Genomic DNA, 24444 nt, shown 5'->3' on the forward strand with positions numbered 1-24444 from the left:
TGCTGTTATGCTTTAGGTTACGCTTCGTCCCGCTTCATTTCCGATACTTGCGGGAGCTGTTCTTCGTTCTTATCCTTACGTTTCCGCCTGGCGACAGGACGGATATTCCGTACGGCAACCCACAGGGCGAGAACGATCACAACCGAATAGACGATGAAAAATTCCAGCCACAATTCAATGGGAGCCTTGCTGTTCAAGCTTCCGCCGTACAGCAGGAACACGTCTTTTGAGAAGGACGGGTTAAACAAACTCATCATCGCCCCAGCCGGATTCAAGCCCAGCAAATATCCGACCCAGGAATAGCTGCCTGGTGTTGGCGCCTGGCCGCTTTGATACATATTCTGCTGTTCAATTCCCATGAAGAACAAATACAGTAGTCCTGTTATAAGGAAGATAATCAGTCCCGCACCGTAGGTGACAATAATCGCGACGATGGTTCTTTTGAATAAAGTCGAGAACATCACCCCAAGCGAACCGAGCAGCAGCATCACGAATAAATAAAAAATAAAGACGGATATGAGCTGTTTCGGCGAAATCCCCCCATACAGGAAAACAATGCTGTATACCGGCAGGGTGGCCAGCACGATCAGTGTCATGAAGCTGAGCGCCGACACCAGCTTGCTCAGCACAATCGTGGCCGAGCTCTGCTGCGTTGTCAGCAGCATGCTCAGCGTTTGCTTCTCCCGCTCGCTGCTGATGACACCGGCGGTAAGAGCGGGCGCCATGAATGCGATGAGAACAAGTTGGGCAAAACTCAGCACATAGAACATCATTTGGCTCATCTGCGGATCGAATCGCTGAGGTCCCCGCTGTCCCAAATATAAGAAGAGATAAATGAAACCCATCGCAACGGCTCCGAGCGCCAATACATAAAATAACACCGACAGCATGGAACGCGTAGAACGCATCCGCAGCCGAAATTCCTTGTCAATGACCGGATTAATTAGCTTTCTGCTCCAATTCATTCGCGTGGCCCTCCTTTGGTAATTTCGAGGAATACATCCTCCAGATTGCTCTGCGCTTCCTGAAACGAGACAATCGGAATTTCCCAGGAGACCACCTGCCGCAGCAGAGCGCTCTGCTGCGTGTCATCCCCGCCGTAGTGAACATGGACGCCGGTGTTATCCGTCAATACCGACGTGACAAACGGTTCGTCCCGCAGCTTCTCGGCCAGTTCCTCTTCACGCTCGAGCGTGCGGATGTGGATGACTTTTTTTACGCGGAGACGGCTCTGAATATCGGCCACCTTGCCTTGGGCAACCATCTCGCCGTGCTCGATCACGCCGATTTCATCCACCATCTCCGCCAGCTCAGGCAAAATATGCGACGAAATGATGATCGTCTTGCCCATCAGCTTCAATTCCTTCAATATTTCACGCATCTCGATCCGCGCCCGCGGATCCAGCCCCGAAGCCGGCTCATCCAGAATCAAGACGTCCGGATCATGCACCAGGCACCGGGCAAGGCATAAACGCTGCTTCATGCCCCGCGAGAGACTGTCGACGTAGGTATCCGCTTTGTCGCTCAGGTTGACCAGCTCCAGGAGCTGCGGAATGAGCTGTTCCCGCTCGGCGCGCGGAATGCCGTAACTTGCCCCGTAAAAATGCAAATATTCGGTAGACTTCAGTTGGTCATACACGCCAAAGAAATCGGGCATGTAGCCGATCCGCTTGCGGACCTCCTTGGGATGCTGGGTCACGTCGAAGCCGCCGACCTTGGCAACACCCGAGGTTGGCAGCATCAGGGTGGCCAATATGGACATCGTTGTGGATTTGCCGGCTCCGTTCGGACCGACAAATCCAAATACCGTCCCTTTTTCAATATGAAGACTGATGTCCTTCAGCGCATGGAACGTTCCGTATTTTTTACTCAGGTTTCTAATCTCGATCATTGAGTGGCCTCCCCCTTCACAGACAGCTCCGGCATCATAAAGTTGGTCTGATCCTTGGCGGTGATCATGAAGCGGATCCGATTCCCCACGATATACTGCTCCGGATTCTTGGTAATGGTAAACACATTGTTCGCGTCTGTAACAGGCTCCCATGCGCTCTTCTTCGAGTTCCAGATCTCCATCGTAACGTTGTTGTTGAATTTGGTGCCTTTCACGGACAACTCCGAATACTTCACGTTGCCTTCCGAAATTAACGGGAATTCGGCAATCAAGCTGCCCTGTCCCATTTCAACCCCATGAGGGTAAACCCCGAACATCGGCGCATTCACCTGCGATATTTCGGGAGAGAGGAAGCCGTAAGGAATGTTAATCTCCCCGTTCAATCCCCAATCCATCTCCACGGGCTGTATCCAGAAATTGAGCTGATCACTGTCCACCTCAGCGCCTTTCAGCGTATAATTCGTCAAATGGTCCTTGCTCCATCCCAAGATGTAAGCATCCCTGTTAACCATTCTGTTGGAATATCCGTATTGGGACAAAATATCGCGCTCACGCTGTTTCGGATCATTCTGCGAATAAGGGTACAGCATCCCGGACAAGTCACCGCCCGTAAACTTGATGATTTGTTTCGGATCCTGAGGAACGGATGCAGCATCCCCCTTCTTGATATCTCCCAGCTTGTAGGCTTTGCCCCCGACAACCAGCACAACCTCGGTCAAATCGTTAATCGTGTCATTGGTGACCTTACCGTTTAATTCTCCTTTGGCATCCAGCTTCAAATCCATGCCCAGACGCCCCATCTCCTCGGTTCCTTGACGATCCACCCAGACCTTGGCTAATGACCATTGGGACATGTCGCGAAGCTCCAGCGTCGTGGACGCCTGCTCCACTCGGACAAAACTCTTATTCTCGCCCATTCCTCCAAACCTGGTCTGGGACTGCCCCGTTTTCAAATACGTATTCTCCGGAAATTCCAAAGCATAGTTCCCGCTTCGAGGCGTGAAAAATGCGGAAGCCGTCGATTTAACCGCATCCCCCTGACCGTTTAGTTCAATCAAGTTGATGGTGTGCGCGAGTTCCCGCGTCTTGTCCGATGAACCGACCACGTAAACGGAACCGCTCGCGATGACGGCAATGATCGGGATCAAGAACCACGCCCATTCCCGCTTGTCCGCCTTCTTCAAGATATAGTAGAGCAGCGGCGCAACGACGACCGCATAAATAATGAGCATCCACAGCAGCAGCGTGAAAGAAGGCATCTTCAGCGATGGAAAATACTCCAGAACGTAATTCAAACTGTCCATCAGCGAATTGTAGTACATGCCATTCTGCGCGCCCACCATGGGAAGGTTATTGCGCAATATCGATGCCCATGCATCCGGATGGCCTGCCCATGAGCTCACCGGCTCCATAGCCAGATCATAGGCTGCATATTGAACACTTCCTTGGCCATAGGCTTTCGAGGCAAACAAAGGTTGTCCGTCCGCTTCAATTCCGATTTGGGCGCCTTCCACCGCTTTCGCTGTGGAAATGGTAAATGCCCCATCCAGTTTCAGCGGTTTCCCGCCAAGCTTCTCCAGCTCAGCCAGCGAATGAACGGTGGTGGTCCCATCCGCAGCGACCGGCGTGATGTCGGCAAACGGTGCCGCTGTTTTGGCATATCCAGCGCCGCCGGCCAGAATCAGGGTGCCGCCGCCATTCACCCAATCTGTAATCGCCTTGCGTTGAGGCTCTGACAGCGTATCGGAAGCAAAATTGTTGATCACGATGACGTCCAGTCCGTTCAGCAGCATTCCATCCGATGGAACGCTGGCGTTCTTAAGCGGGAACACATTCACGCTGTTGCCCTTGCCGTTAAGGACATTCATGAAATTCATTGTATCCGGATCATCGGATAACACGGCGATGAGTGCGCCCTGATATGGAGAAGCCTGCACGTAATTTTTACCTGAGGCAAACGGAATCTGCTTCCCCTTGGTATAAGACCCTTCATAGAACAGGATCTGGTTATTATCTTTATTCAGCACAGCCCCTGGAATGCCGATCACGACTTCCTTCGGCGTATCCTTCGGCAGGTCCACCTGCTGGACGTAGGAGGTTTGATATCCGAAGCCATTGTAGTTCTGAATCTGCACGACCACGTCACCGGATATATCCCGGTCACTGGTTAAGGTCAGTTTGAGCGGATTCCATTTATCATGTTTAATCTTGCCTTGATAACCCATTTCGGATTGAATGCCAATCTTCGCTCCGTCGGCGTAGACGTTTCCGGCCGGGAACGAGAAGGATAACGATGCAACAATCAGCAGCGCCACCATCGGCAGCAACATCCACGTTTTTTTTGTATAAAACGACAACTGATGATTCCCCTCTCCACATATAAATTGCTTTCTCATGACAAATGACACCTATGTTCAGAAGATGTATGTAAAGGTTCTCTTCACAAGTTCAACTATATTGACGAGTCGAATCTATAAAAAGTTTGACGTTTCCTTCCATAAATAAAAATCCCACTCCAATAAGAGGAGCGGGATCAAGGGGTAATCCATTGCAGCGTTAAAGTGTTGGGCTGCTCCATTGTACTATCTATGATGAATCGTCCGAATACAGCCTCATATCTTACTTGTATCTCAGGCACAGGCCCGGTTACTCTGGCATCGCTCGCCATCGTGTTCGTTCTGTTTCCAAACCTGCTGGCTGTCTTCCTGTCTGATCATACGTACGCTTGCAAATCTTACGCAGACCGTTAGTTGAATACAACCGTTTTATTGTTATGCACCAGAATCCGATCCTCAACATGCCATTTGACGGCTCTTGCAAGCACCACGCGTTCGATGGTACGGCCAATACGCTTCAACTCGTTGACATCATCCCGGTGGCTAACGCGCTGCACGTCCTGTTCAATAATCGGGCCGCCATCCAGCTCTTCGGTTACATAATGGGCGGTTGCTCCGATAATTTTCACCCCGCGGTTATAGGCTTGCGCATAAGGCTTGCCGCCGACAAAGGCCGGAAGGAAGGAATGGTGAATGTTGATAATCCGGTTGCGGTAATGTTCGATAAAGGTTGGCGAAATAATCTGCATGTAACGCGCAAGGATAATCACGTCGATATCATCGCCGATCACGTCCAGCTGACGCTGCTCCGCTTGAGGCTTCGTATCCGCCGTAACCGAAATGTGGTGATACGGGATACCGAACGATTCCACGTATTCCTTCATATCCAGATGGTTGCTTACCACCAGTGCGATATCCGCGTCCAGATCGCCGGCCTGCCATTGCCACAACAGCTCTACAAGGCAGTGATCTTCTTTTGAAACAAAAATCGCCAGCCGTTTCTTACGGACCGCATGGTAGATATTCCATTCCATACGGAATTGATCGGCAACTTCCCGGAAGGACTCCTCCAGCTGGGGAAGCTTCGTGTTCAAATCCTCCAGATCAAATTCAACCCGCATAAAAAACATGCCGCCGGCCGGATCCATTGTATATTGATCAGACTGGACAATGTTGGCACCATGCTGGTACAGAAACTGGGAGACCGCCGCCACAATTCCCGGTCCATCCGGACAGGAGATCAGCATGCGGGCACGATTAGGGTACTGACCTGCCGCAGACGGCAGATCCTTCTTGATGTGAATTTCCATAAGACTAGGTGATCCTCCTTTTAAATCTGCAATTAACGTCAATCGGCCTCTCAGGAAAACATGCCGCGACTTGCGGACGTTATCCCGAGAATGCCTTAGTATTCTGATTATAAAGCCATTTAATGAAGCTTATGAAGTCAGGGAAACACCGGACAACCAAGCGATCAGGCGCTGATTGATCTGCTCCTCCGAAAGGTCGGACAGCAGGCCGGCTGCCATGACCATATCATACAGGCGCTCCATCGGTTCGCGAGGATCCGCCTTTTTGGCTTTGGCATCATTCTTCAGAAGCGTCCAGGTATCCAGCACGAACGAACGGGATTCGATGCCTTCCTTCGCAAAGAAAGCACCCAGTTCTTCTACTTGCTGAGCAAAAGTCGGCCCGAAACGGCCTTCCACATCCCCGCGCAAAAGCGCAATCTCGATCTCATACATCGGACGCTGCGTTTTCGGATCTTTACCGATCCACGGCGTCTCCAGAATGAACGGTCTGCCCTGAAGCTTCTCATGATGAACGACTCTTTGAATGGCTTCATAGCCGATCCATCCGGTTCCAATCGGCGTATGACGGTCTTTACCCGCTCCACGCGGATTCTTGCTGTCATTCACGTGCACAACCGTTAACCGGTCGAGTCCGATCAGCTTGTCGAACTGCTCCAGCACGCCGTCCAGATCATTTACGATATCATAACCCGCATCATGAATATGGCAGGTGTCGAGGCAGATGGCCAAACGGTCATTGTACTTCACCTTATCAATAATGGAAGCAATTTCTTCAAAACTGCGTCCCATCTCGGTGCCTTTGCCGGCCATCGTCTCCAGTGCAATCTTCACTTCGGTCTCATCCGTACCGCCGAGCACTTCATTAAGGCCTTCGGCAATTCGGTCGATGCCGTATTCCGCATCCTTATCGGTATACGCGCCGGGATGGAGAACGATATTCTTCACGCCGACCGCATGCGTGCGGCGGATCTCCTCTTGCAAAAAGCTTACCGCCAGCTCAAACGTGTTGGGCTTGTACGATCCGAGATTAATAATGTACGGCGCATGGACCACGATCTCCTCAATGCCGCTTTCCTGCATGGCGGCTTTGCCTTCTTCGATAAACATGGAATCGATCGGCTTGCGGCGCGTGTTTTGCGGTGCGCCGGTATATATCATGAACGAGCTTGAGCCATATGATGTGGCTTCAGCCGTCGCAGTCAGCAATCCCTTGTCCGAAAACGACACGTGGGAACCAATTTTCAACATGCTGCATCCCCCTTTTTTAACACACAATTACACCTATTTTAGCTTGTATATCGAAATAAATCTAGAAATGCGTTATAATTCTCATGAAAGTGTCATGTGACAATAATCATTGAGGTGATATACAAATGAAGAGCACAGGGGCCGTCATGGGCTATTTGTCGTCCAGTGCGCCGCCGTCATGGTTCATGAACTCCATTGCCTTCTGGGGATGGGTCATGCTTGGGTTGATGGGCATCGGCGGATTTTTCATGTTCCGCAAGTTTCTGAAAGTGCTTCCCAAAGCCGATGGTAAATCAAAGCTCGATTGGCAAAATTACTGGGTAGAACGAAGCCGCGCGCTGTGGACGGATGAATCCAAAGCATTTCTGGACGAACTGGTACAGCCTGTTCCGGGACCGTTCCGGGATATCGCCAAACACTCCATTGCAGCCGAAATCGGCAAAATCGCCGTCGAATCCGGCGCAAACGAAGTCACCCGGGATCACTGCATCAAAGGTTACATCGTAGCTACGCCGAAGCGAGATTACAAATTCCTGATGAATTTCCTCCAGAAGAAGGAAATCGACTACAAGCCATATCAGCATTTGATTAATAAGTAATGATACAACCTTAAATGGAACTACGGTTCCAGTCCCATTCAAATGCTCGGACAAACCGTTGGGTCCGGAAGATATCTCCCCCTAGTCCTCTTACAGAGGATCAGGGGGATTCGTTTTTTAATTTCGATATATTGAAGGGATACACATCAACTTAGCCTGTTTTTCGCTTCAAGAAAATTGTGGAAATAAGTCATAGATCAAGTATAATAGACTGTTATAAGAAATGTAATCCAATAGTCCTAGGAGGAAAGAATGACGTGAAGTTGAAATTAGCAATTATTATCGTTTTACTATTTACATGCATCGTGCCGGCCGCAGGAGCGGCGCCAGCTAATATCGTCAATGTGGATGGCGTTAAAGTGGGACTGCGACAGGCCCCTATTTTGCGAGATGGGGTGACCTTGGTACAATTCGCTCCGATATTCAAAAGCTTGGGCCTTTCTGTCAAGTGGGATCCCGCTAAACAGCAGATTACAGGAACCAAAAAAGGGATCAACCTTGTGCTGACCGTTGGCAACAAAAACGCTTATGTAAACGGCTCGCGAATGGTGCTCGAATCTCCTCCGGTATCCTTGAACGGAAATATTTTCGTTCCGCTTCGCTTCATTAGCGAAGCCACTGGAGCAACTCTGGCCGTGAATGGAAACACCATCAACATTACCAGTTACAAAGGGACAGAACCCTTTATTCCTAAGCCTACACCGATCCCGCCGGTAAAAACGAAAGCCGTAAAAATCGAAGAGGAGTTGGAATCCAAATACTCGAATCTCTCTTTCGGAAAATTGCACCTAAACAACTTAACTTATGGCGTAACCGATGATTCGGATACACTTTCCATTGCTGTAGAAATTTCGGATGAACAAACGATGCAGAACATTATCGACACCTTTGACAGCAAACCTTCAACGGGGCATCAGCTGACCAAGAATATTGCCAACCATGTACATAATAAATATGGCTACAAAAAAGTTAATATCTTTATCATTACATTCTTTGCGAGTTCCTCTTATCCAAGCGGATATGATGCCCAATATAATATTTTCGTTCCCGAATACAATGTATATGTTACACGCTGGCCCTTATACGGAGGATCTTATAATTACTCGGAAAAGGTAGCTTACTGGTATTTTGACCCAACCGGCGATACGGAGTACATGATTTATTCAAGCTCGTTATAAAAATTTCGCACTCACACTTCAATAAAAATTAGAAAAAGAACCCTGGGTATTATGTTAAGGCAGATCGCTGCCTTTCAAACCCGGGGTTCTTTATGTACTATAGAATATTATCCCCTGCGCAGGGTAAACGTCCATCCGGCAATAATAAAGGCATCCCCCTCCATCAGAGGATATTCTTTATAAGGCACCATGGATTCCCCTTTCAACACCGTACCATTTCTCGACCCCAGATCCTTCAGGACGTAATCTCCGCCTTCGCGCGAAAGTTCGACATGCGCCCGTGAAGTCCCCACACCCTGTGCGACGAATTGGGCTACGTCAGGGGATCGGCCGATGATGAAATGGGGCTGATATAGTTCAATCCGCTGCGGGTTGGCTGCATTCGGTTCATTTAGCTCGAGGTAAGCACCTGCTGAATGCTGCACGGCTGGACGGGCTGTTGCATCCGGACTTAGCAGGACGGTAGCTCCCTCACCTCCAGGGAACGAAAGCACCTCCGTCCGTTGGGACAACTGGGCATAATAATCCCCCTCTTCCCCATATGGATCCGCTGCCGCAGCTGATGCCTCAGATGAACGCGAATAAGCATGGCCCTGCGGAGATTGTGCGGAATATCCCCTGAATGGTGATCTCTCTCGGAGTTGAATGGAGATTTAGGGGTCCGCCATCTCCAATTCTCTTTCCCCTCCTCAAGCCCTGCTTCTGCTTTTCCAGCGTCTGTTTCCGAGTTATCCCCAAGAAGACCCGATAAAGGGTCCGCCTGAAAACGCGGGACAGACTTCCACTTGGAATGCTCCTGCGGACTAAGCTCTGTTGACTCGAACATGGGCAAGGAACCGGACCAATCGCCGGATCTCCGTGAGAGCAGCTGGAGTTTACCTGTCCAGCCAAGCCAGGTTACCGCAGCAAGCAGAATCGTAATACCTACCGACAACCCCAGCATCAGTGGAGTAGGCTGATTCATGTAAAGCAATCTCCAAGCTCCCGCTGCGGCGAGCAAACATCCTAACATAATATAGGTGCGAACCGGCGAGGCTTTGTCATTGTCCGAAGCTTCTGAATTTGTGTCATCCGTATCGGGCAGCCACGAAGGAGTGGAACCCAATGGGCTTCGACCCGCATGAGAATTCATTTCCTCGCTCTTGCCCCTCTTCCCGAACATCTCATTCGTACGTTCCTTCAGACCTTGAATTAAACTCTGTTTATCTGTGTAGATGTCACTGTCCGTCTGTGGCACTGCTGTCCGTCCATGAGTCGGTTCTGCAAATGCGAATGCAGAGCCCATGTTGCTTGATTGACTATCGGTATAGGGCGACCCTTGATTCAGACCTGAAGGCACTGCTGCATTAGCTTGAGGTACAGCACGATGGTCTTCACCCTCTCCGGCTAACAGCTCAATCACAAGCTTCTTTAGTCCCGGTAGATTAAAGCTCTGTTCACTGCAGAATGACATCAGTGCCTGTATCCCTCCCCCTTTTAGCTCCGTCACCGATGCGAGCAACCTTGTCATTAGCTCCTTGAGCATAAGCGGAAGACGAGTGCCGCTTGCTTCGGTGGCTGCAACGGGAACATAAGTTAAATATAAAGTGCCCAGATGCAGGGAACCTTCAATAAACAGATAATCCTCATGCAAAATATAATTCTCCGGTTGAAGCATATACAACTTGCTGTCCTCCAGAGCCGTGACGATCTGCAGCAGCAATCCAAAATATTCAGTCAGTGTCATGCGCTCGCTCTTTAACGTTTGAGACAGCATTTTTTTGCCGGTAATATCATATTCCAGCGTTACCTTATAATCGACTTCCTTCATATGCAGCTTCAAGAAATGAGGGATTCTCGACGAACGGATCATTCCCAGCTGTACATGATTAAGTTCTGATGATTGGATTCCTTCAGCCCGATCCAGCACCATAATGGTTCCACCGTTCTGCATAAAATCCGCCTTTAATCCGAGCATAATTCCCCCTCCTACAAGTGCAGTATTACATACGTGCTGATTACGCCAGGAAGGACGGCAATCATAAAGGGGAATCGCAAGTGTTCCTCCTGGCTGTTGCACCATGGCAACCAGCTCTTCATCACAAAAACGCCGGCGATACTGCCAACGACATTACGTACTCGCTTTATCGTTTCCCGACGCCATAGCAGGATAAGCAAACCGATGACACCGGCAAAAAGGACAGAATACATAATGCCATGCAAGGTAAACCATAAGCCGGTCCAGGCACCAATGCCCCCAAACAGCTTAACGTCACCCGCTCCCACAGCCCCTATAAAATACATGATCAACAAGATAAGAAACCCGGCTCCAAGCCCCTTCAAAGAAAAGAACAGCCCCTCCCACCCGTCCAGAACGCCATGATAGACAGGACCGGACAGCATAGCCGAAACAGTTAAAATATTCGGTATTTTCATGGAACGAAGGTCTGTAATGAATGCGGCGATCAAATAAACAGCACAAACACCAAAAGCAACGGACATGCGATATCATAACTCCCTTGCTAAACTATTCACTGGAATAGCCGTGATAGGATTCTAACTATGGATGTACAACCAATGCTTCTTGGAATGACTCTCTTAGACACTTCCTTGAAACGTTTCTCAAAGACACTTCCCTGAAACACTTCTTAGGGAATCCTTCATTTCGAACTCTTGCTATCAAGGTTTCAAGAACCTGACCGCGCGACCACCGTAAACGGCACCTCAATCCGCTGCCCGTCTGCTGTCTCAACGACAAACAGCCACGTTCCCGGCGTTGTATTAAAGCCTACGTTCCATTCCCATTCGATATAGCCGTTACCGTCCGCGGTTTCCCAGCCCAAATATTTAGCCGTACTCTGACCACTCTTATAATAGACTGACAATTGAGCACTGCTGCCCGGCTCCACTCGTACTTTTACCTTAGCCTGCTTGCTGGCAACGGCCGGATTCGGCTTCTCCAACAGCTCGATAGCCCCGTTCGTCCCCGAGCCATCCCCTGAACCCATCCCTCCTTCGCCGGTGTCGCCAATCCATAATCTCTCCTGAGCCTTTGCCTGCAGCACGATGCGTTTGTTCAAGAAAGGAACCCGGATCGGAAGCGCGTAATTCACCTCAATGCCGAAATAGGGACTCGCCCCGCTCTTCAAATTGGGAATGTGAACATTGGACACATGGATTCGATCATAGTCCAGAAGATGTTCAGGCATAAATGACTTCAGCATCGGCTTAACCACGGGATCGAGTACGGCTTCCACGGTTTGGTTCTTAAGCTGCTGCAGCGGCTCCTCGCCTGACGCTACGGCTTGCGTTATCCATTCATTAACAGGAGAAGGAAGAGAGTCGCTGTAATTCGAAACCCAATCAGAAAGCGACAATTTGGGAATCTCCCAATGGGATGTGCTTGGTGAGCCTTCTTCTGTTCCACTACCATCGGCATTGGCCTGCACGGCTAGCGAGACGGGATACATATGAGCCGCTACGATTTTGACCGTATCCGAAACGGTACTCTGGAGTGCTGTCGATATCAACGTCATTTGCACGATATAAATGAGGAAAATGACAAAAAACATAAACATCGGCAGCACAAGCGCAGCTTCCACCACCATGCTTCCTTGTTCCGATGACGCTTTACCTTTATGGAGAGGTTTCTGTATTACCGATAATCGTTTCATTCAAGTACCCCTAATCCTAATAGGAAAAATCCGCCTTGCGCTTTACCATGTAACGATTTCCCTGAACTTCGTCCCCATCGCTTCCAAATACAACGCCGATCGCTTTCGTCACCCCTGGAAGAAACCATAAACGCATGGCCGTCTTGACCTCTCCTGAAGCGTAGGTAAATCGCTCCGCAGGATTGGTGCCGGTGTTCAATCGAATCAATGCCAACATGCGCGACAGCTTCTTCTCGTTATTGCTGTGAATAAACAAAAATATTCGTAAATGATCCCTGTAAGTCAGCTCAACGGGGACATACTTGGATAGCTGAACGCTCCCCTTCTGACACAACTGGATCATATCCTCAATGGCCTTCTCAATCCCATACAGAATCGCTGCCGCCAAAATCGCCAACGGATTTCCCAATTTACTATTCACAATGAATCCTTCCATCGTCCGGATCGCGAGTCTGGAACCAAAGATCTCTGCATAGGCCGCCGAGATATTCCCAGCGGGGTTATGAAATCCATAAAGAATGTACTCCACTTCCTGGTTCCCAATGGCGAACTCCTGGATGACATCCCCGCCAGTGTTGGAACCATCAACCATCCCGGTTAAATTCCCAATATCAAAATGCTGATAGTAGTGAACGGCGTACTCATTTTGAAACAGTTCATCCCTGACACCGCCAAGCACGTTCCCCATAAATCCAAACATACCATCCATATTATCCATTGCCTGTTTACCGGCATCATACGGATCATCGTCCAAAGGCTTTCCCTTATTCATGTTGTCCGCTTCAGCATTAAATTGAAGGCTTTCGTCATAGTACTGCTGGAGTTCACGGAACTCATCGATAATGGCCTGATGTTGTCCATTCAACCCGTTAATCGCCTCAATGACTTTGGATGCCTGCTTCAGCTTCTGACTGGCCTGCTTCTCCATCGCCTTCCGTTCCTTATCCGATGTGCGGAACTGTTCCAATGACGCCTGCTGCCGATCTATAATATTTCCACTGCCTGATACTCCATAATTAGACACAAAACTTTGTAATGTGCGACTGGCTTCAAGCACCGTCCCCTTCATTCCCTCTCCCCCAGCGAAGACTGAAGAGTGGTGACCGCTCGGGCAACCTGTTGGTATCGACTCTCCTGGCTATCAATCTCTTGCCGGAAGCCGTTCAAGAACTCATCGCTGTGAATTAATTTGTCAGCTTGCTTCCGTATGGATTGAATCATCTCCGCTTCTGCCCCGGATGAATCGTTAGACCCTGGTGTTACATCATTCGTGACCTGATCATATCCACTATTAGATGAACGGTTCTCGGAATCCTTGATGACCTGCTTCATCTCTTCATTCAGATTCCTTGCTTCCTCCCATAATTGATGCGCATCCGAGAGCAGCTTGTCATTCTCCTTCTGAACTCGGCTGGCCTCCCTCGAAATCTGTGAGCCAATGGAAGAAATTCCGCTCCGGTAAGCCATGAGCAGCAGCGTATACTGTTGTTCCTTAGGAGGCCTGTCCGCATCTTCCTGTTGTTTAGCCTTATAATCCTCGTATTGCGATCCCACATCAGCGGCGGTATACATACTGCCCCCCAGCGAAGTGTCGGAGATCGATTGTCCCGGCGGATCCATAACAAGCTTCGAAAGCCGGATTGCATGCTCCCCTGCTTTTCGCTGCTTTGCCAGCATTTCATCCAGCGCCGCTTCCCGCTTGTCATACAATTTGCGAAGCTTCTTAAGAACATCTACCGTATTGGAAGCTTCCTTCATGGACTGCGATAACGGTTTGAACTTACCCACTAATTCCAAAGTGAAATCAATCGGCGCTTTATACTTCATTTCCTCAATAATCTGCCGGTTGAATATGTCATAGGTCCCTAGCGGACGCTGCAGCTCAAGACCCGAACTATCGAGCTCCATTGCCATTAACCGAAATGCATCGCTCCGTTCTCCCGGATTCATGCTGTCATTCAGCACATTGCCCATAATGAGATCGCCACTGGTGTCCCCAAGGGCATATAATCCATATTCCTTCTGAAGCTGCGGATCATAGGAAGACATCACGGAGCGTACGGCCGCTCTGGTCAGCCTTTCGCTCTGCACCTTCATCGCTGCTATGCGGGAATAATCAATAAAGATAGCTACAAACATGAATACAGCAGCCAGGGCGATAATCAAAAAAACAGATACAGATCCATCGGAAGATCGGCCGCCCTCTCTCCTTCTCCGACTCGACCGTGCTTCCCTATGCTTCGTCATGACTATCGCGAACCTCCGAACTTTTGTAGAACTTCTCCTGCGGAAGCCTTATCGGTTCCATTTCTCCCGCCTTGAAACTTCGATCCGTAATATCGCATTAGATCCACCGTGCGAATAAATTCAACAGGATCCACCACGATCGATTGTGCGCTGACCTTGATCTGACCTCCATCGTCCAATATTCGACTCAATGGCGTCAGAGATACCTGCTCATTTAACGAAGTCGTCACCTTTCGAATGAGCAGCTGATTGGTATAACTCATCTCTCCCGCCAGGCTTGTGGGAACAGCCATGCCGCCCTTGGACATTTTGAGTTCGGGCAGTTTCCCGCTGCCTGCTTCGCCATGCGGCAATGAAATGGACTTCGTTTTCTCACCCCCAGCCAAGCCGAATAGAGTTCCTATAACTTGATCATCCGTCAACCGCCAATATAGCGAATCATATTTCCCCTGCTCTACGGATCCCGTGGCTGCACTCTTATGGCTGTTATCCCAGCTATACGCAGTCCGCTCGGATGCTGCAACTGAAGCCTGGACCAGCATAGACTGTTGATAGATGTACAAGCATAGGAACAGCAGCAATACCGTCACCATCAACACAATGGGAAGCACCAGGGAAGCTTCCACCGTGAAGCTCCCCGTATCGTCCTTCCATCTTCTCTGAAACCGATTATTCAAGAAACTCTTTACTCTTGTTATTCACGTTTTTAAACAAGTTGTTCACCAAGGCGGTAATTTGATCTTTAAATATCAGCGCGATAATCAAAATAACGACAAGGATCAGAATCATCTCAAGTGTTCCAATCCCTTTCTCATCCTTCCAAAAAGCTTTCATACCGCTCTTTACCATGGACAACATCATAACGAATACACCGATCCCTTCTACATGTTCATCATCATAAATGCAGGCGCTCCGAGCAAAACAATCACGATCATGAATATGACCACCATTGGCAGCACCAGCTTTGAGGAGGCCTGCTCCCCCCTTGTTCTTCCGATGGCCTTACGCTTCTCCCAGAGAACTCGGGACAAATCGCGCAGTGCCAATACAAAGTCATTCCCGCCGCGTCGAAAATTAAGCAAAACAGTTGTTGTGAATATCGATACTTCCTGAACGCCACAACGTTTATTGAACTGCTCGAAGGCTTGCTGAAACGGATGGCCGCCTTCCCATTCAAGCACCATTCGCTTCAGCTCGACATACAGAGGGTGGTTCAAATCCTTATTCCGCTCTACACAATGAATGACCGCCCGCTGCACCGTCTCGCCGGCGCCAACAAGTAACACAATTTTGTTTAGGAGCTCCGGCAGCTCCATAACGATATCCTGCTCGCGCAACATTACCTTTTTGTGGAGATCCTTTGCCATAGCAACAGGCAGCAACACCCCCAATCCCAATCCAGCCAGAAGTCCGGTGACATCTCCCGACAACAATGACCATATACAGCCACCAATCAAAATGAGCCATGTATAAGCAAGAGCCTCGGTCATAAACAACAACGTCATTTCTGCGCTGTGCCGCAAGCCATGGATCTTCTGGACGGAGCCCTGCATCCGATAGAACACGATCGGAAAACGCATCGGAATCTTTCCCTGCTCCAGCAGGAACAACAGAGGCGGTGTTAACCGTTGCAGCCTGAGACCTTCCATGGGCACTTTACTGAGACGATGGTATCGTTCACCGCACATATGATTCAGCACCACCCAACCACCCACAAGCAGAACCACCAGCGTGCCCGCTACCCATGTCAACATGGCCGCCTCACCTCCTTACACCTTGATATTCATCATTTTGCTGATCCACAGGAAGCAGCCTCCTAGAGCGGCCAGCGCAAAAGTAGAGATCATAATCCCCGGTCCGCTGTACATCGTCTCCATATAATCGGGAGACGTCAGGTTCATGAACAGCAGCAGCAGGAACGGCGCAGCCAGCAGTGCCTTGGATTCGAACCGCTTCTGGGCGATCATCACGGATATCTCCTGCTGAATATCCAGCTTTTCTCCGATGACTGAAGAAGTTCTCCGCACGACTTCAACCAGATCGCCGCCTGTTCGTTTGCAAGTCGAGAAGACATCGGCAAAATTGTCCATATCCTCCATCCCCGCTCTTCGGGCAAAATCCTGCAAAGCCACTTCAATAGGCTCGCCGTACTCCATCCGAGACACGATGACTTTGAGCTCAAAGATCAGATCGCTGGTGCCTCCGGGATCCAGCAGCAGCAAATCCTGTACCGCGTCCCTGAACCCATTCTCTACGGAGCGGCCAGCGGACAATGACGAGGACAAGGAATACAAAGCTTGTTTGAAGTGAAGATTCAGTGTCTTGCGCCTGCGTTCCAGCATAAACCGTCTCCAAAATTTAGGGGTCGTCAGACCTGCCGTTCCAAGCAGCAGCGACAAAATCAGATTGTGATAAAACAGATAACCGATGGAGAAAAACATAAGACCGCCAAGGATAATGCATCCCATTCTCTGTCTCATCGAGAGATGATAGACGCCGTAATCCGGAAGAGTGTTGGTTCGAGCTGGAGCAGCTTGCTCACGCTTTCCAGCTCCATTCCTCTTCATGATCACCCGCTCACCTTGACCCTCTTCCGGAGTCAAGACTGAACCTTCATATCGCTTCACGATGTCACCTCCAACATCTTCTGCAGCGGCCAAGTCGCAATCCCAGCCATATGAAGCTTGTCCGACGATTGAAGCGGGTTCCCGCATGGCTCAAGAGACCCAATCACCCGGCCGCCTGACTCGCCCGTCTCGCGGAATCGGTACAGTGGATTCAGCAGCACCTCGCCGCCTCTCATTCCGATCACTTCACTAATCTCGGTTACGCGACGCGATCGATCCCTAAGCCGGGATAAATGAACGAAAATATCGATCGCCGAGCTTATCTGCTGACGGACTACACTGATCGGAAGATCCGCGCCGCTCAGCACCATCGTTTCCAAACGGCTGATCATGTCTTGTGTGCTGTTAGCGTGCCCCGTCGACAGACTTCCGTCATGCCCGGTATTCATCGCCTGCAGCATATCCAGCGCCTCGCTTCCCCGCACCTCGCCCACCACGATCCGGTTGGGGCGCATCCGCAGCGAGGATCGGATCAGATCGCGTATCGCGATCTCCCCCCGGCCTTCCGTGTTGGCATTCCGGGTCTCCAGCGACACGAGGTTCGGGACCGTCACGATCTTCAGCTCCGCCGAATCCTCAATCGTGATGACACGTTCATCAGGCGGAATATACTGCGATAATGCATTCAGGAAAGTCGTCTTCCCTGAACCTGTCCCTCCGCCTATAAAAATGTTGTATTTCCCCTTAACCAATATCCGAAGCTGTTCCGCCGCCTCCTCTGTCAGGGCGCCCCTTCGTACCAGGTCATCCATCGTCATCGGCGATTCCGGAAACTTACGGATCGTCATGGTCGGTCCTTTCAGCGCTATGGGAGGAAGCACGATATTTACCCGCGAGCCATCCTTCAATCGGGCGTCAACGATGGGGGTGGATTCGTTCACCACCCGGTTTACCGTACCGACAATGCTCTGGATGATATCCTCCAGGCGGCTCTGCGATTCGAATTGGAGCGGCAGCTTCTTCACCTCCCCATCCTGCTCAATGAATATATCCTGGTGGCTGTTAATCATAATTTCCGTAATTCGGGGATTATCCACTAATGGTTGAAGCACATCCAACCCGCGAAAAGAGTCAAATACCCTGCGCACCAGCCGCCGCTTCTCAGCGGCTGTCAGCTCCATGAGCTCGCGTCTTCTCCACACCATTTCCTCGATACGGGCCATCAATTCCGAATTGTTAATGCTCGCACTCAAATCAAGCTCGGAACGAACCTGGTCACGAACTGACTTGAACGGATCCTCCATCATCACTGCCCACCACCCGCTTGCACCGCCATGATACCCGAGCCCTCCAGCAGCTGCTGGCAGAGCTTCAATACCTCTCTCTGATAGATCGGTGAGGACAACAGCAACTCTTCCCGATGGAGCTGTTTCCATGAAGGAATATAAGGCAGTACGCTACCTATGCTTATATCCTTGCGGGGGAATCCGTTAACAAGTTGTCCTGTGTACCGATTGACAATGAATCGGCTCCGCTTCTTCAGGCTTCCGAAAAGCGCGGGATCCTCGAGCTCCAATTGATCCATCCACACACCGCTCTTATACATACTCATAAGATCATCCAATAAAACCCAGATTAGCACTCCGGCCTGTTCAAGAACCGCCTGCATTCGTTCTTCCATGTATCCCTCGGTATCCACGACAATGACATCATATTGATTGCACGATACGAGGGAAGCCAGCAGCAAAGCCGTGTCCTCCATGGTCATCTCCGTGATTTCCTTCACGTTGAAGCTGGGCTCAAAGGAATCGCACTTCAGGCCATGATGTCTGATGATATAAGGGGTTACTGACAAATCGGTCCCCGAAGCCGTTTCTTGTGAGGCCTTAATGTCGTACAACAATCTTGAAAAGCTCCCCTCCATACCCACCGAACCGGAAGGAAATAATGCACTGCTGTTCACCGTCTCCAAATTGAGATAGAACACCTTTAATCCCAGCACGCCCAGCTGCTTCGCCATGTTCATGGCTATCGTTGACTTCCCGCTCCCGCTCAAGGGAGATACAATGCCAATCACCGAGGTTGTTCCGACATTCAATTTCTCCAGCGCTCCACCGCTTCGCTTACAGTGGGTGATGATGACTTCCATCAGCTGAGGCAGCGGTTGATACTTGAATGTACTGCTGCCGCCCTCTACGAGAGAAGAAGATGAATGACCTTCACTTAGAAGCAGCCACGGAACCGAAGTCTCCCCCCGGCTAAGCCAGCTCTCCAGCATTTCCGTATCCCCCACGACCAGATTGGGTACTTCTCCCACTTCCATATAATGTAGAAATGAATCGATGCGGGTAAATGCGGTCACCTGAAGAGCCGATCCGTAAGAACTTCCATGCAAATAACTCAGCAGCGGTTCAACATACCGGGAATCCTGCACTGCCAGCACAAGTCGGGCCGGTATCATAAATCCAATCCCTCTCTTCTGTAACAACGCCAAAAAAGCACCGTCCAAGGCCGCAATATGCGGTCCATGAACGGTGCTTCCGTTGTCTGTTATAATTTGACATTAGAATATCACAGTTGCAGCAGAACGGCAAGATATTATTTTGATATACAGATAGCCCTTAATCACTATTGTCAAAACAAGGATATATGTCCTACTATATAGGCTTAGAACGAATGTTCTCTATATAAGAACTACTTATATAGAACCAACATTACATAAACTCCTAAACCATCTGAACCAAACTTCCAAGCCAGGAGCGTGACAACAAGTGAACAAACGAATGTTAACCGCTATGCTAACCGCCTTGCTGCTATTATCAGGCTGCAGCCAGCCGCTGATGTCCCCGGCGACATCAAACGAAGGAACCGCAACAAGCGTTAAATCCGAAGCCAAGACAAACAACACCAGTACAACGAATTCCAAACAAACGACCTATCCAACCGATGATCTGAATCTTCCGCGGGTAGCCGTTGAACTGGTCAAAGCCGTTGACGGTGACACCATCAGCGTGATGTTCGAAGGGAAGAAGGAGAATGTCCGGATGCTCCTGATCGATACCCCCGAGACGAGTCATCCGAAGCTGGGCGTACAGCCATTCGGGCCCGAGGCCAAGGCTTTTACGAAGGAACTGGTGGAACAAGCCGACCTTCTTGAATTGGAATTTGATATCGGTCCGAACCGCGATAAATACTCCAGGCTGCTTGCGTATGTATATGCCGACGGAAAAATGGTCCAGGAATCGCTGCTTGAAGAAGGACTCGCCCGCGTGGCCTATATCTATCCGCCCAACACCCGCTATGTGGACAAATTTGATGATTTGCAGCGGATCAGCCGGGACCAGGCGCTCGGGATATGGAGCGTAGAGAACTATGCCCAGGAAGACGGCTTCCATCCGGAGGAGCAGGACAACACAAACAACAAGAACAACGGCAGCCGTAATAACACAGCGGCAATCCAAGCTCCGAAAGAGAACAGCCAAGAGTCCAAGCAAGGCTGCGACATCAAGGGCAACATCAACTCGAAGGGCGAGAAAATCTACCATACTCCCGAATCCCCATACTATGAGCGCACGAAGCAGGAGCAGTGGTTCTGCAGCGAGGCAGAAGCCGTCCAGGCCGGTTTCCGGGCCCCGAAGTAAACCATCTGTTATATGAAATGAACCCTCAAGTTCATCTTATATAAATTTTAGCCTTAATTGAAAAGGAGCCACCAGCCATGGGGAACAAGAAACCTCCAGCAGCCAAACCAAATGAAAGTCAATCATCTAATCCAAACCCTGCCGCATGGTACAAAACCGTGTGGAGATGGCATTTCTATGCCGGCATCATTTTTGCGCCCTTTCTGATCATCCTGGCGATCACCGGCTCCGTTTACTTATTTAAGCCTCAGATTGAACAAGCGCTATATCGGGACTACTACACGGTAACCCCTCAGGTTGAACGGGTAACGCCCAGCAAGCTGGTCGGACAAGTTAAAGCGCTCTACCCTGACGCTACGATCACGAAATACCGCCCCGGCGAGTCGGATTCCCGCTCTACGGAGATCAGTTTGACCTCAGAAGGCGAATCCATGACCGTCTTCATGGACCCTTATACGGGAGAAAAGATTGGCGAGCTGAAAGACAAAGACCGCATCATGGACAAAATCGAGGAGTTCCACGGCGAGCTGATGGTCGGGACCGTGGGGGACCGGATCGTGGAGCTTGCCGCCTGCTGGGCGATCGTGCTCATCCTTACCGGCGTGTATTTGTGGTTTCCAAAAAATAAAAACAAAAGCAAAAACAAAGGAAGCCTCGCGGGCATCCTGTATCCGCGTCTGGGCAAGGGCAAGCAGATTCTCCGCAGGGACCTGCACGCCGTTCCCGCCTTCTGGATCGCGGCAGGCATGCTGTTTCTCATCATGACCGGCTTGCCCTGGTCAGGCCTGTGGGGCAGCAATTTTCAAACGGTGGCAACCAATACCGGTGCCGGCTATCCGCCTTCCATCTGGTCAGGCAGTGCGCCATCCTCCCATGTGGTTCAGACGAAGGAAGTCGCAGAGGTCCCTTGGGCGGCCGAAAATCTGGAGGTACCTAACTCCACCATCTCCGACTTTACGCCGCTTCCAATCGAAGATGTCATGTACGTAGCCCGAAGCGAGGGGATCCATCCAAGCTACACCATCAGCATTCCGCAGCAAGCGGACGGGGTGTACACGTTGTCGGCCTATCCGCCGAAAGCCCAAGACGAGGCTACCATGCATATCGACCAGTACAGCGGCGCGGTGTTGGCGGATTATCGCTATGATCATTATGGAGTCGTTGGCAAAGCCGTTGCCCTGGGCATTACACTGCATAAAGGAACACAGTTCGGTATCGTTAACCAAATCTTCAGTTTGCTTATATGCATAGGCATCATTTTCATTGCGGTGAGCGGTCTGTACTTGTGGTGGAAGCGAAAACCGGAGCATGGACTGGGGGCACCAAAAGCACCCGAGGTTAAAGCCAAGAACATGAGGGTATTCCTTCTGCTGCTCATCGCTTTGGGGATCCTGTTCCCGCTTGTGGGCTTGTCGCTCATCATCGTGTGGATCATCGATTATGTCATCGTTCGGAGGGTACCGGCGATCAAGACATTTCTGAATGCCTGATTCGGTCTTTACTCTAACTACAATAAGGGGTGGCGGTTTCATGATCATGAAAAGCCGTTTTATATTATGCGCATTGCTATCGTTCCTGCTGCTGAGCGCTTGTTCGGCCAGTCCCGAAGCAGTCAACCGGTATGAAAAAGAAATCCCGCTGATCGCCGAGGTAAACATACCGGAGACGTTATCCGTTCATCAACCGGAGACCATTGAGATCATTCTCACCCAGGATGGCCAAAGAGTACCTGGTGCGGATTTTGTCCACTACGAACTGTGGAGCCATGACGGCTCCCTGCGGGATCCCATGACGGATGCGGTAGAGGTCGGTGATGGCGTGTATACGGTAACCAGAACCTTCGATAAAGAGGGGCTATATTTCATCAAGCTGCACAGCGGCAACAACGGTTCCATCATCATCCCCCAGAAACCGTTCGCCGTCGGCAAACTGTCCGAGGCCGAGCTTGCCTACCTGCAAGCGGGGACCCCGACATTTCAAGAGGGTACGGCAGATCATCATCATTAAAGCAAGCTGGATTAGGACAAAAACCGGCGCCGAATCTCCGGCGTCGGAACCATGCATTCCGTCGATTGTCCGAACCACCGATAGCGGTTCTTTGCCACCCAGCGGTACACCAGATTCCGTAAAAAAGGGGGAATCAGGATCAAAATATACGACAGCGGCCAAGGAAAGCGAAGACGCCGTGCAATCCGCAGAGCTCCCGTCGACCTTGTGTAATACCTCCCCTGTTCAATCAGCACCATCGTTTCCGTAGTATCTCCACGAAGCCCTCCCTGCCTCAACAGCTCCTGCCCAATCTCGGATTGCAGCGAAGCGAAGCGAAAGGCACCAGCAGGATCTCTCTTGATAATGAACTGCGTCAGACCCTGGCACAAATGGCACACACCATCAATCAGCACAATCGCATAGTCCTCATGATTATCGGTTGCACGATCCTTCATATATTTCCTGGCTCCCTTCAGGCCTAAAACAAGAAAAAACGCAGGAGCCCTCTCCTACGCTTGATCAAGTACGCTTATTGGTTTATTACTCAGCAGCTTTGTTCAGCCACTCGCCGTCTTTCATCTGCTGGTCGAATTCGTTCGAGAATTTCTCCATGCATTTGCATATGAAATCCTTACGACAAACCGGGCAAGGTACTTTCCCAAGTCGGCTAAGCGCAGTCAGTTTCCATTCCGGGAAGCGGTTATAGAATACGCGAATATCCGTTCCGTCAGCCGTGTGGATAATGAATTCGTAAAGCCCTTCTTTTTCATTGCTTCCAGCTGTGGTCACATTTGCAATCTGCGGTCTGTATGGCATGTTCATCACCCGTTTATTTTATTTAAATTCCCTATGACTGGTTTGTACTTTCTGGTACTTAGTCATATTAAAGAATTTTAGGGGTGATGTCAACCGAAGAACACATCCAGGATCGAGCCAAGCTGCCCCCTCTTTTTACCTTCTAATATATCCGGGTTGAACACTTCCACATATCCGCAGTTCGTACAGGAAACAAATAGGAAATGATTGTGCTGAATATCAAACATCTTGCTCAGCCCGGCCCCTGACATCGAGACCTCTTTCGTCTGGCAGTGATTCCCTCCGCATTTGCTGCATACAAACCGTTCCTCTATCATTTGTTCAATACTCATCTTAAGCGCCCCTTTCCAATTCATAGCTTTAACTGAAATACGGAGTATCATGTAAAAAGTTTCATATTCCGCATCGTAAGCCGACAAAAAAGGATGGCCCTCCATTTCAGAGGACCATCCGAATTCCTTTATGGTTAGCTTACGCTTAACTCCACGTCAATGTTGCCTCGGGTAGCCTTGGAATAAGGGCAGAACGCATGCGCCTTCTTCGCGAGGTCCTCCGCCTGGCTTCGTTCGATTCCCGGCATTTCGATCTTCAGCTTCACCGCAAGCTTAAAACCGTCAGCGCCATCGTCCTTTCCGATCATGACCTGAGAATGGATCACGACGTCCTTGAGCTCGACGCCCTCTTTACGGGCGATATGAGCCAGGGCGCTTTCGTAACAGGCGCCATAGCCGGCCGCAAACAGCTGCTCCGGATTGGTTCCGTCACCGCCCGGTCCTCCAAGCTCCTTCGGCATGTTTAACTTGTGATTAAGAACCCCATCGGTAGATTCAACAGAGCCTTCACGCCCTCCAATGACTTTTACATCTGCTGTGTATAATGGTTTCATGCTCGTTCATCTCCTTCATGCCCTATTATGGTCTCTACATGTACTCTTTAAACTTGCAGCACAAATTGAAACGATAATTG

26 protein-coding genes are annotated in these 24444 nt (G+C 50.1%); 5 read left to right on the top strand and 21 right to left on the bottom strand.

The features are described from left to right. Window positions 1-17: 17 nt before the first annotated feature. The 5 genes from BJP58_RS13975 to BJP58_RS13995 form a co-directional block, all read right to left on the bottom strand. The gene (locus BJP58_RS13975) at window positions 18-965 is read right to left on the bottom strand and encodes an ABC transporter permease (RefSeq protein WP_194544394.1); all 948 of its coding nucleotides are present in this window, start codon (window positions 963-965) and stop codon (window positions 18-20) included. Continuing rightward, entirely contained in the window at window positions 962-1891 is a 930-nt protein-coding gene (locus tag BJP58_RS13980) for an ABC transporter ATP-binding protein (RefSeq protein WP_071222603.1), read from the bottom strand. The genes BJP58_RS13975 and BJP58_RS13980 overlap by 4 nt, the downstream gene beginning before the upstream one ends. After that, window positions 1888-4287, bottom strand: coding sequence for a DUF7408 domain-containing protein (locus tag BJP58_RS13985; RefSeq protein WP_194544395.1), 2400 nt, complete (start codon window positions 4285-4287; stop codon window positions 1888-1890). The genes BJP58_RS13980 and BJP58_RS13985 overlap by 4 nt, the downstream gene beginning before the upstream one ends. Window positions 4288-4637: 350 nt before the next feature. Next, window positions 4638-5537 carry a formyltetrahydrofolate deformylase gene (gene purU / locus BJP58_RS13990; protein ID WP_194544396.1) on the bottom strand — a complete coding sequence of 300 codons (900 nt, stop codon included), beginning with the start codon at window positions 5535-5537 and terminating at the stop codon, window positions 4638-4640. A 129-nt stretch (window positions 5538-5666) separates the two neighbouring features. Next, a complete protein-coding gene (locus BJP58_RS13995; protein ID WP_071222600.1) occupies window positions 5667-6788 on the bottom strand; it encodes a deoxyribonuclease IV in 1122 nt (373 codons plus the stop codon). Between the two features lie 125 nt (window positions 6789-6913). Here BJP58_RS13995 and BJP58_RS14000 point away from each other — a divergent pair, with 125 nt between their 5' ends. Both BJP58_RS14000 and BJP58_RS14005 read left to right on the top strand, forming a co-directional pair. Continuing rightward, on the top strand, window positions 6914-7387 hold the full coding sequence (locus tag BJP58_RS14000; RefSeq protein ID WP_194544397.1) for a DUF2621 domain-containing protein: 474 nt from the start codon (window positions 6914-6916) through the stop codon (window positions 7385-7387). A 257-nt stretch (window positions 7388-7644) separates the two neighbouring features. Next, window positions 7645-8565: a copper amine oxidase N-terminal domain-containing protein gene (locus BJP58_RS14005; RefSeq protein ID WP_194544398.1), complete on the top strand. Its 921-nt coding sequence runs from the start codon at window positions 7645-7647 to the stop codon at window positions 8563-8565. A 107-nt stretch (window positions 8566-8672) separates the two neighbouring features. Here BJP58_RS14005 and BJP58_RS33620 read toward each other — a convergent pair whose 3' ends face one another. The 12 genes from BJP58_RS33620 to BJP58_RS14055 all read right to left on the bottom strand — a co-directional run bounded on the left by BJP58_RS33620 (window position 8673) and on the right by BJP58_RS14055 (window position 19493). Next, window positions 8673-9077 (bottom strand): FHA domain-containing protein, encoded by a 405-nt coding sequence (locus tag BJP58_RS33620; protein WP_233355072.1) that lies wholly within the window; start codon window positions 9075-9077, stop codon window positions 8673-8675. Next, a complete protein-coding gene (locus BJP58_RS14010; RefSeq protein WP_233355073.1) occupies window positions 9017-10522 on the bottom strand; it encodes a DUF6382 domain-containing protein in 1506 nt (501 codons plus the stop codon). The genes BJP58_RS33620 and BJP58_RS14010 overlap by 61 nt, the downstream gene beginning before the upstream one ends. A gap of 11 nt (window positions 10523-10533) precedes the next feature. Beyond that, window positions 10534-11046 (bottom strand): A24 family peptidase, encoded by a 513-nt coding sequence (locus BJP58_RS14015; protein WP_194544399.1) that lies wholly within the window; start codon window positions 11044-11046, stop codon window positions 10534-10536. Between the two features lie 185 nt (window positions 11047-11231). Next, window positions 11232-12152 (bottom strand): TadE/TadG family type IV pilus assembly protein, encoded by a 921-nt coding sequence (locus BJP58_RS14020; RefSeq protein WP_194544939.1) that lies wholly within the window; start codon window positions 12150-12152, stop codon window positions 11232-11234. Window positions 12153-12234: 82 nt separating this feature from the next. After that, entirely contained in the window at window positions 12235-13287 is a 1053-nt protein-coding gene (locus tag BJP58_RS33625) for a hypothetical protein (protein ID WP_233355074.1), read from the bottom strand. Further along, a complete protein-coding gene (locus BJP58_RS33630) occupies window positions 13284-14465 on the bottom strand; it encodes a hypothetical protein (RefSeq protein ID WP_233355075.1) in 1182 nt (393 codons plus the stop codon). Before BJP58_RS33630 ends, BJP58_RS33625 begins: the two co-directional genes overlap by 4 nt. A gap of 2 nt (window positions 14466-14467) precedes the next feature. Next, window positions 14468-15142, bottom strand: coding sequence for a TadE family protein (locus tag BJP58_RS14030; protein WP_194544400.1), 675 nt, complete (start codon window positions 15140-15142; stop codon window positions 14468-14470). Then, window positions 15135-15326, bottom strand: coding sequence for a Flp1 family type IVb pilin (locus BJP58_RS14035; RefSeq protein WP_194544401.1), 192 nt, complete (start codon window positions 15324-15326; stop codon window positions 15135-15137). The genes BJP58_RS14030 and BJP58_RS14035 overlap by 8 nt, the downstream gene beginning before the upstream one ends. A 20-nt stretch (window positions 15327-15346) precedes the next feature. Continuing rightward, on the bottom strand, window positions 15347-16219 hold the full coding sequence (locus BJP58_RS14040; RefSeq protein WP_194544402.1) for a type II secretion system F family protein: 873 nt from the start codon (window positions 16217-16219) through the stop codon (window positions 15347-15349). A gap of 15 nt (window positions 16220-16234) precedes the next feature. Further along, a complete protein-coding gene (locus BJP58_RS14045; protein WP_194544940.1) occupies window positions 16235-17032 on the bottom strand; it encodes a type II secretion system F family protein in 798 nt (265 codons plus the stop codon). A gap of 56 nt (window positions 17033-17088) precedes the next feature. After that, window positions 17089-18339 carry a TadA family conjugal transfer-associated ATPase gene (locus BJP58_RS14050; RefSeq protein ID WP_194544941.1) on the bottom strand — a complete coding sequence of 417 codons (1251 nt, stop codon included), beginning with the start codon at window positions 18337-18339 and terminating at the stop codon, window positions 17089-17091. Then, window positions 18339-19493, bottom strand: a complete 1155-nt coding sequence (locus tag BJP58_RS14055; protein ID WP_194544403.1) for a P-loop NTPase family protein — start codon at window positions 19491-19493, stop codon at window positions 18339-18341. Before BJP58_RS14055 ends, BJP58_RS14050 begins: the two co-directional genes overlap by 1 nt. A 310-nt stretch (window positions 19494-19803) precedes the next feature. On the opposite strand from BJP58_RS14055, the gene BJP58_RS14060 reads away from it, so the two are divergent. The 3 genes from BJP58_RS14060 to BJP58_RS14070 all read left to right on the top strand — a co-directional run bounded on the left by BJP58_RS14060 (window position 19804) and on the right by BJP58_RS14070 (window position 22680). Next, the gene (locus tag BJP58_RS14060) at window positions 19804-20673 is read left to right on the top strand and encodes a thermonuclease family protein (RefSeq protein WP_194544404.1); all 870 of its coding nucleotides are present in this window, start codon (window positions 19804-19806) and stop codon (window positions 20671-20673) included. 77 nt (window positions 20674-20750) lie between these two features. Next, complete coding sequence (locus tag BJP58_RS14065; protein WP_194544405.1) at window positions 20751-22163, top strand: PepSY-associated TM helix domain-containing protein; 1413 nt, start codon at window positions 20751-20753, stop codon at window positions 22161-22163. A gap of 40 nt (window positions 22164-22203) precedes the next feature. Further along, window positions 22204-22680, top strand: a complete 477-nt coding sequence (locus BJP58_RS14070) for a FixH family protein (protein WP_194544406.1) — start codon at window positions 22204-22206, stop codon at window positions 22678-22680. An 11-nt stretch (window positions 22681-22691) separates the two neighbouring features. On the opposite strand, the gene BJP58_RS14075 is transcribed toward BJP58_RS14070, so the two are convergent. The 4 genes from BJP58_RS14075 to BJP58_RS14090 form a co-directional block, all read right to left on the bottom strand. Next, window positions 22692-23117, bottom strand: a complete 426-nt coding sequence (locus tag BJP58_RS14075; RefSeq protein WP_113060399.1) for a thiol-disulfide oxidoreductase DCC family protein — start codon at window positions 23115-23117, stop codon at window positions 22692-22694. Window positions 23118-23202: 85 nt separating this feature from the next. Next, window positions 23203-23478: a hypothetical protein gene (locus BJP58_RS14080; RefSeq protein WP_076324660.1), complete on the bottom strand. Its 276-nt coding sequence runs from the start codon at window positions 23476-23478 to the stop codon at window positions 23203-23205. A gap of 89 nt (window positions 23479-23567) precedes the next feature. Continuing rightward, complete coding sequence (locus BJP58_RS14085; protein ID WP_071222731.1) at window positions 23568-23810, bottom strand: zinc ribbon domain-containing protein; 243 nt, start codon at window positions 23808-23810, stop codon at window positions 23568-23570. Between the two features lie 134 nt (window positions 23811-23944). Then, window positions 23945-24364: an organic hydroperoxide resistance protein gene (locus BJP58_RS14090; protein ID WP_194544407.1), complete on the bottom strand. Its 420-nt coding sequence runs from the start codon at window positions 24362-24364 to the stop codon at window positions 23945-23947. Window positions 24365-24444 lie beyond the last annotated feature (80 nt).

It is taken from the genome of Paenibacillus sp. JZ16 (genome assembly GCF_015326965.1).
Lineage (GTDB): Bacteria > Bacillota > Bacilli > Paenibacillales > Paenibacillaceae > Paenibacillus_AQ.